Source organism: Roseateles sp. P5_B10, from assembly GCF_056400485.1.
Window position 1 is genome coordinate 1 of record NZ_JBFULE010000206.1, and the last position, 7,601, is coordinate 7,601.

Below are 7,601 nucleotides of genomic sequence, written 5' to 3' on the forward strand. Positions count from 1 at the left end.
GCGATATAGCGCTGCGTCGTCGTCTCCTTGTAGCTCTCATTGCCAGCTTGCTTCGCCGACACCGCGCAGGAGCCCTTGGCCAGCAACTGGACCGTACTGCCGCTGATGGTGCAGACAGCGGGCGTGTCGGTGGAGAACGTGACGGGTAGCCCTGAGTCCGCAGTCGCGCTGAGCGCGACCGACGTCGTTGCCGCCCGCAGCACGTAGTCGGGCGGGGTGAAATCAACCACCTGCGCATGCTTCAACACATTGAACAGCTGGCTCGCATCGTCGGCAGCGGCCCATTGGGTGCCATCCGAACCGGCCCCGCCGGGCTGGCTGGCGATGACCAGGCACTCACCCGCGGCCACCAGCGTCAGCTTGTCACCAGCGACCGTGCAGGTGGTGGGTGTGCCGGTTCGGAAGCTGACCGGCAGCCCGGATGTGGCCGTGGCTGACAAAGTCGTCGGGGGATTCAGCAGCGTGCCGCCTATGGCGCCACCCGGATATTTGAGAGTTATGACCTGGTAGCGGCCCTCTGAGCCGCCACCGCCACCGCCACCGCCACCGCCACCGCAGGAGGCCAGAAAAGCGCAAGCCGCAATAACGGTCAACTTCCGGGCCTGCGGAACCATCTTTTTCGTCACTTTATGTCTCCTGTTCTGAAATAACTGGGCACCCGGCTGCAGAACTTGCTCTGCAGCGACGCTGCTCCTTGAGATCGGCTCGCCCCGCCTCACTGACGGCGACTTGGTTCGGTCGTTGCACCAACTATTGGCCGGTGAGAGAAAGCCGCTCTGTTGCGTCTTTGGTCACCCTGTTCCAAGGCTGGCGAGCGCACCATGAACCGCGCCGTCTGTCAGAAATGCTTTCCGATGCCTGCGCCAAGCGTACAACTGGTAAGACCAAAGAGACATAGGGCAAACTCCCGGACAGACCAAAACTGTTTTTTTTTGGAGACTTTTTGTGCGAAATCGTCCACTTCAGCGGATCGTCATCGTCGGCGGCGGCAGCGCCGGCTGGATCACCGCCGCCCCGCTGGCGCGGATGCTGTGCCGGCCTGACCAACCGGATCAGCATTGCGAGGTGACGCTGGTGGAGTCGGCGGACATCGGCACTGTGGGGGTCGGCGAAGCGACGTTGCCAACCATCCAGTTCTACAACCAGCTTCTGGGAATCGACGAGGCAGACTTCGTCCGCAGCACGCGCGCCACCTTCAAGCTCGGCATCGAGTTCCAGGACTGGGGCCGGATCGGCCATCGCTTCTTCCACGGCTTCGGCGGGTTCGGCCCAGCCATCCACAGCCGGCCGTTGTGGGCCTACTGGCTGCGCCTGCAGGCCCTGGGAGACAAACTCCCCTCCTACGAAGAATGGTCGACCGCGACGGTGATGGCCCGGCAAATGCGCTTCGTGCCACCGGCAGCCGGCGAGCCGTCGCCTTCCAATGCCTTCGACTACGCCTTTCACTTCGATGCATCGCTGTACGGCGCCTACCTGCGCGAGTACGCCCTCAAGCATGGCGCAAAGCGCGTCGAGGGCACCATCACGCACGTCGAGACGCGGCCCGAAGATGGTTTCGTGGCGGCACTGCACCTGAGCGACGGGCGCCGCGTGGAAGGCGATCTCTTCATCGACTGCTCCGGCTTTCGCGCCCTGCTGATCGACGGTGCGATGAAGTCGCCCTATGAAGACTGGAGCCGCTGGCTGCCCTGTGATCGCGCGCTGGCCGTGCCCTGCGAGCGCGCCGGCCCCATGACGCCCTACACGCGATCGACCGCACGTACGGCCGGATGGCAGTGGCGCATCCCGCTGCAGCACCGCACGGGCAATGGGCTGGTCTATTGCAGCGGCTACCTGAGCGATGACGAGGCGCAGCGCACGCTGCTGGACCACCTGGACGGCAAGGCCCTCGACGAGCCTCGGCAACAGCGCTTTGTCACCGGGCGACGCAAGCAGGGCTGGGTGAAGAACGTGGTGGCCATCGGCCTGTCGTCCGGCTTCCTGGAACCGCTGGAATCCACCAGCCTGCATCTCATCATGGACGCCGTCAGCCGCCTGACAGCCATGCTGCCTGACCAGTCATTCCAGCCGGCGCTGGCCGACGAGTTCAACCGGCAAATGGCCTATCGCTACGAGTCCGTGCGCGACTTCATCATCCTTCACTACAAGCTGGGCGAGCGGCGCGACAGCGAGTTCTGGCGCTATTGCGCCGACATGCCCATTCCCGACGATCTCGCGCACCAGATCGCCCTGTTCCGCAAGACCGGCCGTGTCGCCGTCATCGAGCCGGAAGGCTTTGCCGAGCCGTCGTGGGCGTCGATCCTGCTGGGCCTGGGCGTCTATCCCGAGAGGTACGACCCGTATATCGACCTGGTGGACCCGCAGCTGATCCGCCRGCACCTTCATTCGGTGCACAGCTCGATCTCGCGCACGGTGGCATCCATGCCGTCGCACACGGACTTCCTGGACAGGATCTCCGCCCCGCCGAAGGCCTGACGCGCGTGGCGCCCCCCACGAGGGGCAGCCCCGGTCTTTGCGTCGAAGTCACCYGTCGCCGCGCAGGCTGCCTCGTCAGCCCGAGCACTGGCTTGTCGCATCGTCTCAGCGACACCAGCACAGGTTGAACACACTGCGGTCGTCCCTCCCAAACTGAAAGGAAGAACCGATGGACTACCGAGCCCTTTTGACCATTCCACTGGTGGCCTTGGCGCTGACCGCCAGCGGTGCCGAGAAGCTGCGCCAGCCCGACGGCTGGATGGCGGGTGCCACCTATCGATGGCCCGATGGCAACACGCATGAAGCCGGCATCGCCCCCGAGACCGAAGCCAGCGGCCAGCGCGCGCTGACCGTCAAGTCCATTGGCAAAAGATCCAGCAGCGACATCGGCAGCATCGGTCAGTTTGTCCTCGGCTACACCGGGCAGCGTGTGCGCTTCACCGGCCAGGTCAAGACCGCCGGCTCGGATGGCTGGGGCGGCTTGGTCGTGGCCGCCGGCTTCACACAGCTCTACGGGGCGCACCTCGATCCGAACTTCGACAAGACGCCGCCACTGGGTGCGGCCGGTTGCCCGGACTGGTGCGAGGTCAGTGTGGTGGCCGACATCCCCGCCGACGGCCCCGGCGCGGTCAGTGTTGGCCTGGCCTTGGCCGGCAGCGGCCAGGTCTGGGCAAGGAGCCTGAGGCTGGAGGTGGTGGGGCGGGATGTGCCGTTGAGCACGCAGCGCTTTGGCGTCGAGGCGGCCATCGCCGCACGCGAGCTGCACCAGAACGTGCAGCAGATGCTGAGGGCGTGGCCGAAAGACCGGCCACCCACGCTTCCCCAGAACCTGTCCCTGCAATAGATCCGACAACGTCGTCAAGGACCAACGCCATGAACTTCCGCATCCTCCTGCTCGCGCCGCTGGCCGCCGTCGTGCTCAGCGCTTACGCTGCCAGCCCGCACGTGCCCCAGGGTTGGTACGCTTTTCAGGCGTCCTATCCCACTGACGCCAAGACGTCCGCGCTGAACGGCTATGAAGTGGGCATCGATCCCGCCGCTGGCGGCGTGCCGACCCTGACGATCCGCTCGGTCTACCCGAAGACACTGGGACCCATCAGCGCCGGCTCCGCTTATCAATCGGTGCTGGGCTATGCCGGCAAGCGGGTCCGCTTCAGCGGCGAGCTGAGAGCCGAGGCCGTCCGCGGCTGGGCCGGCCTCTACCTCGGCGAGGGCTTCGGCGACTTGAGCGGCGTCACGACTGCCGGCAGCGGTGGGGAAAAGCCGCTTCCCAGGGGCATCGCCGTACCGGCTGACGGCGGTTGGCACGACATGAGCGTCGTGCTGGACGTGCCCGCCGAAGCCACACACCTCGGCCTAGGTCTGGGCTTGGTGGGCGAAGGCCAGGTCTGGGCGCGTGGCCTGCGCTTCGAGGTTGTCGGCCCTGAAGTGGCGCCGACGACAACACCCATCGGCATCGACCTGGAGCGAGCGCGGCGCTTCTATGCGCAGGCATTGGCCGAAACGGCAAAGCAGCCACCGGCGCCGCTGAAAAATGCCGCGCTGGACTGAGTCACTGCGCCGCGCCCTTCTCCCCGCCCTGCTGTTCTGGGCGGCCTGGGCCCTGTTGCGCTGGTACTGGCCCCATGCGCGCTGGCTGCCCCTGGCCGCTCAGCTCTGGCTGGCCTACAGCGCCGCCTGGTTCACGCTCAACTGGCGCTGGTGGCCGCTGGCGGTGCCGCTGGCCGCCGCGCTGGGGGCGGCGGCGGGGACGCTGCTGCTGCCGGCCATCGACCTGGCGCAATGGCAGAACCCGCTGGCCATGTGGCGGCCCTGGCTGCCGGCCTTTGCCTTCGCGCTGCTGATGCATCTGCCGACCCGCTGGTGGCGCTGGCGTGAGGAGCAGGCCCTGGCACTGCGCCTGGCGCACGCCGAGCACACCGCGGCGATGGCCGAACTGTCGCGCCAGGTCAGCCTGACCGAACTGAAGGCGCTGCAGGCCCAGGTCGAGCCGCATTTCCTGTTCAACGCGCTGGCCAGCCTGCAGCAGCTCATCCGCAGCCAGCCGGCCACGGCCGAGCGCTTTCTCGGTGAGCTGCACGACTACCTGCGCCTGGCCCTGCCCTCGCTGCGCGAACCCATGAGCACGCTGGAGCGCGAGTTCGAGCTGGCGCGCGCCTATCTCACGGTGATGGCTACGCGGCTGGGCACGCGCCTGCGCTTCGGCCTCCAGGCCGAGCCCGGCTGCAACGGCCAAGGGCTGCCACCGTTGATGCTGCTGACGTTGGTGGAGAACGCCGTGCGCCACGGCATCGAGCCCAAGCCGCAAGGTGGCCGCATCGAACTCGATGCACGGCGCGAAGGCCAGCGCCTCGTGCTGGAGGTGCGCGACGATGGCGTCGGCCTGCAGGCCGCTGCGGCGGGGCCGACCAGCGGCCAGGGCCTGGGCCTGGCCAAYSTGCGCGACCGCCTGGCCGGGCTGTACGGCGAGGCGGCACGCTTGAGTGTTCAACAGCGTTCCACGGGCGGCGTCTGTGCGCGCATCGAGCTGCCCTGGAACATTCCCGAGACCCGATGAAGCACCCCACCGCCCTGCTGATCGAAGACGAGGCCCTGCCGCGCCAGCGCCTGCGCGAAGGCTTGGCCGAGCTGTGGCCGCAGCTGCACGTCCTGGCCGAGGCCGAGGACGGCGAACGCGGCCTGGCCCTGGTGCTGGAACTGCGGCCCGACATCGTCTTCGTCGACATCCGCCTGCCCGGGCTGGACGGCCTGCAGCTGGCGCGGCGCATCAAGGGCCTGTGCCACATCGTCTTCGTCACCGCCTACGACGCGCACGCGGTGACCGCCTTCGACCAGGGCGCGGTGGACTACCTGCTCAAGCCGCTGGCCACCGAGCGCCTGCGCGAGACGGTGCAGCGCCTGCARCAGCGCCTGCAGTTGCCTCCGGCCGAACTCGCGCGCTGGTTGCAGCAGTGGGCGCCACCCTCCTTGCCATCCAGCGCCCCTCCCGCGCCCAGCGCACCGCTGCGCTGGCTGCAGGCTTCACAGGGCGAACGCTTGCACCTTGTGATGGTGGCGGATGTGAGCCATTTCCGCAGCGACAACAAGTACACCTGCGCCTTCACCGCGGAAGGCGAATACCTGCTGCGCCTGTCCTTGCGCGAACTGCTGCAGCAACTCGACCCGGAGCAGTTCTGGCAGATTCACCGCGCCGTCGTCATCAACGTGGCCCACGTCGCTCGCGTGGATCGCAGCCTGGGCAGCATGGAAGTGCTGCTCAAGGACGGCAAGACAAGGTTGCCGGTGAGCCAAAGCTTCCAACCCCGGTTCAAGCCGATGTAGCGCGCAGTGTCGGCACACGCCGGCGGCCTCATTTGCTGGACGGAAACGCAAACGCCGCGTTTTCGCGCACGCCCGACGACGGCCAGCGCTGCGTGATCTGCTTGCGGCGCGTGTAAAAGCGCACCGCGTCCGGGCCGTAAGCGTTCAGGTCGCCAAAGAGCGAGCGCTTCCAGCCGCCGAAGGAGTGATACGCCACCGGCACCGGCAGCGGCACGTTGACACCGACCATGCCGACCTGGATGTGGTCAGTGAAGTGCCGCGCCGTCTCGCCGTCGCGCGTGAAGATGCAGGTGCCGTTGCCGTACTCATGCGCATCGATCATCGCCATCGCGGCCTGCAGGCTGTCCACGCGGACGATGCCAAGCACGGGGCCGAAGATCTCTTCCTCGTAGATGCGCATGCCGGGCGTCACGCGGTCGAACAGGCAGGGGCCGAGGAAATAGCCGGCTTCATGCCCGGCCACCGTCAGGCCGCGGCCGTCGACGATCAGCTCAGCCCCCTCTTCCACGCCCTGGTCCACATAGCCGCGCACCTTCTCCAGGTGCGCCTTCGTGACCAGCGGCCCCATGTCGCAGCCGGCCTCGCGGCCCGCGCCGATCTTCATGCGGGCCATCTCGGCGATGAGCTTCTCGCGCACGGCATCGGCCGTCGCATCGCCCACCGCGACGACCAGCGGGATGGCCATGCAGCGCTCGCCGCAGGAGCCGAAAGCCGCGCCCATCAGCGCCGTGACGGCGTTGTCGATGTCGGCGTCGGGCATGACGACGGCGTGGTTCTTCGCGCCGCCCAGCGCCTGCACGCGCTTGCCGTGCCTGGTGCCGGTGGCGTAGATGTATTCGGCAATCGGCGTCGAGCCGACAAAGCTGATGGCCTGCACGCGTGGGTCGGTCAGCAGCGTGTCCACGGCCTCCTTGTCGCCGTTGACGACGTTCAGCACGCCCGGCGGCAGGCCGGCGTCCTGGGCCAGCTGGGCGATGAACAGCGTGCTGCTCGGGTCGCGCTCGGACGGCTTCAGGATGAAGGTGTTGCCGCAGGCCACGGCCATGGGCCACATCCACAGCGGCACCATGGCCGGGAAATTGAACGGCGTGATGCCGGCGCAGACACCCAGCGACTGGAACTCCGACCAGGCGTCGATGCCCGGGCCGACGTTGCGACTGTGCTCACCCTTCAGCAGCTCGGGCGCATAGGTCGCGTACTCGACGTTCTCGATGCCGCGCTGCAGTTCGCCCAGGCTGTCGGCCAGCACCTTGCCGTGCTCGTCGGTGATGAGGCGGCAGATGGTGTCGGCATGCGCTTCGAGCAGCTCCTTGAAGCGGGTGAGCACGCGGGCGCGCTTGAGCGGCGGCGTGTTGCGCCAGGCGGGGAAGGCGGCTTGCGCGGCGGCTATTGCCGACTCGACGGTGGCACGGTCCGCCAGGCGGACCTGCGCGCCGACCTTGCCGGTGGCGGGGTTGAAGACGTCAGCCGAGCGGCTGCCGCCGTCGACCTGCTGGCCGTTTATGAGATGGGTGATCACGGGATGTTTGGGAGTAAAAGTTCAGAGAGTCGCGTCGAAGCAGTCGCCTAAAGCGGAGACCAGAGAGTCGATTTCCGCGGGCGTGCTGATGAAGGGCGGCGCCATCTGGATGGTGTCGCCACCGTAGCGCACGTAGAAGCCCTTGGCGTACATGGCCATCGCGATGTCGAAGGGGCGCTTGGCGGGCTCGCCGGGCAGCGGCGTGACGGTGATGCCGGCGGCCAGACCGAAGTTGCGGATGTCGGCCACATGCTTGGCGCCCTTCAGGCCATGCACGGCCGTCTCG

General features: G+C 67.4%; 6 protein-coding genes and 2 pseudogenes. 5 read left to right on the forward strand and 3 right to left on the reverse strand.

Features of this window, described 5'->3' with window-relative positions; all coding sequences use genetic code 11:
- Nucleotides 1–626, reverse strand: a pseudogene (locus AC1DU6_RS14360) (hypothetical protein); the annotation flags it as partial.
- 319 nt (nucleotides 627–945) lie between these two features.
- Here AC1DU6_RS14360 and AC1DU6_RS14365 point away from each other — a divergent pair.
- The 5 genes from AC1DU6_RS14365 (at nucleotide 946) to AC1DU6_RS14385 (ending at nucleotide 5,796) form a co-directional block, all read left to right on the forward strand.
- Nucleotides 946–2,475, forward strand: a complete 1,530-nt coding sequence (locus AC1DU6_RS14365; protein WP_477857875.1) for a tryptophan halogenase family protein — start codon at nucleotides 946–948, stop codon at nucleotides 2,473–2,475.
- A gap of 169 nt (nucleotides 2,476–2,644) precedes the next feature.
- Nucleotides 2,645–3,319: a hypothetical protein gene (locus tag AC1DU6_RS14370; protein WP_457445257.1), complete on the forward strand. Its 675-nt coding sequence runs from the start codon at nucleotides 2,645–2,647 to the stop codon at nucleotides 3,317–3,319.
- A gap of 29 nt (nucleotides 3,320–3,348) precedes the next feature.
- The gene (locus tag AC1DU6_RS14375; RefSeq protein WP_457445259.1) at nucleotides 3,349–4,026 is read left to right on the forward strand and encodes a hypothetical protein; all 678 of its coding nucleotides are present in this window, start codon (nucleotides 3,349–3,351) and stop codon (nucleotides 4,024–4,026) included.
- Complete coding sequence (locus AC1DU6_RS14380) at nucleotides 4,010–5,032, forward strand: sensor histidine kinase (RefSeq protein ID WP_477857877.1); 1,023 nt, start codon at nucleotides 4,010–4,012, stop codon at nucleotides 5,030–5,032. The genes AC1DU6_RS14375 and AC1DU6_RS14380 overlap by 17 nt, the downstream gene beginning before the upstream one ends.
- Nucleotides 5,029–5,796 (forward strand): LytR/AlgR family response regulator transcription factor, encoded by a 768-nt coding sequence (locus tag AC1DU6_RS14385; protein WP_477857879.1) that lies wholly within the window; start codon nucleotides 5,029–5,031, stop codon nucleotides 5,794–5,796. The genes AC1DU6_RS14380 and AC1DU6_RS14385 overlap by 4 nt, the downstream gene beginning before the upstream one ends.
- A 28-nt stretch (nucleotides 5,797–5,824) precedes the next feature.
- Here the strand turns inward: AC1DU6_RS14385 and AC1DU6_RS14390 are convergent, their stop codons facing one another.
- Nucleotides 5,825–7,315, reverse strand: a complete 1,491-nt coding sequence (locus tag AC1DU6_RS14390) for a CoA-acylating methylmalonate-semialdehyde dehydrogenase (protein ID WP_457320304.1) — start codon at nucleotides 7,313–7,315, stop codon at nucleotides 5,825–5,827.
- A 21-nt stretch (nucleotides 7,316–7,336) separates the two neighbouring features.
- Nucleotides 7,337–7,601, reverse strand: a pseudogene (locus tag AC1DU6_RS14395) (omega-aminotransferase AptA); the annotation flags it as partial.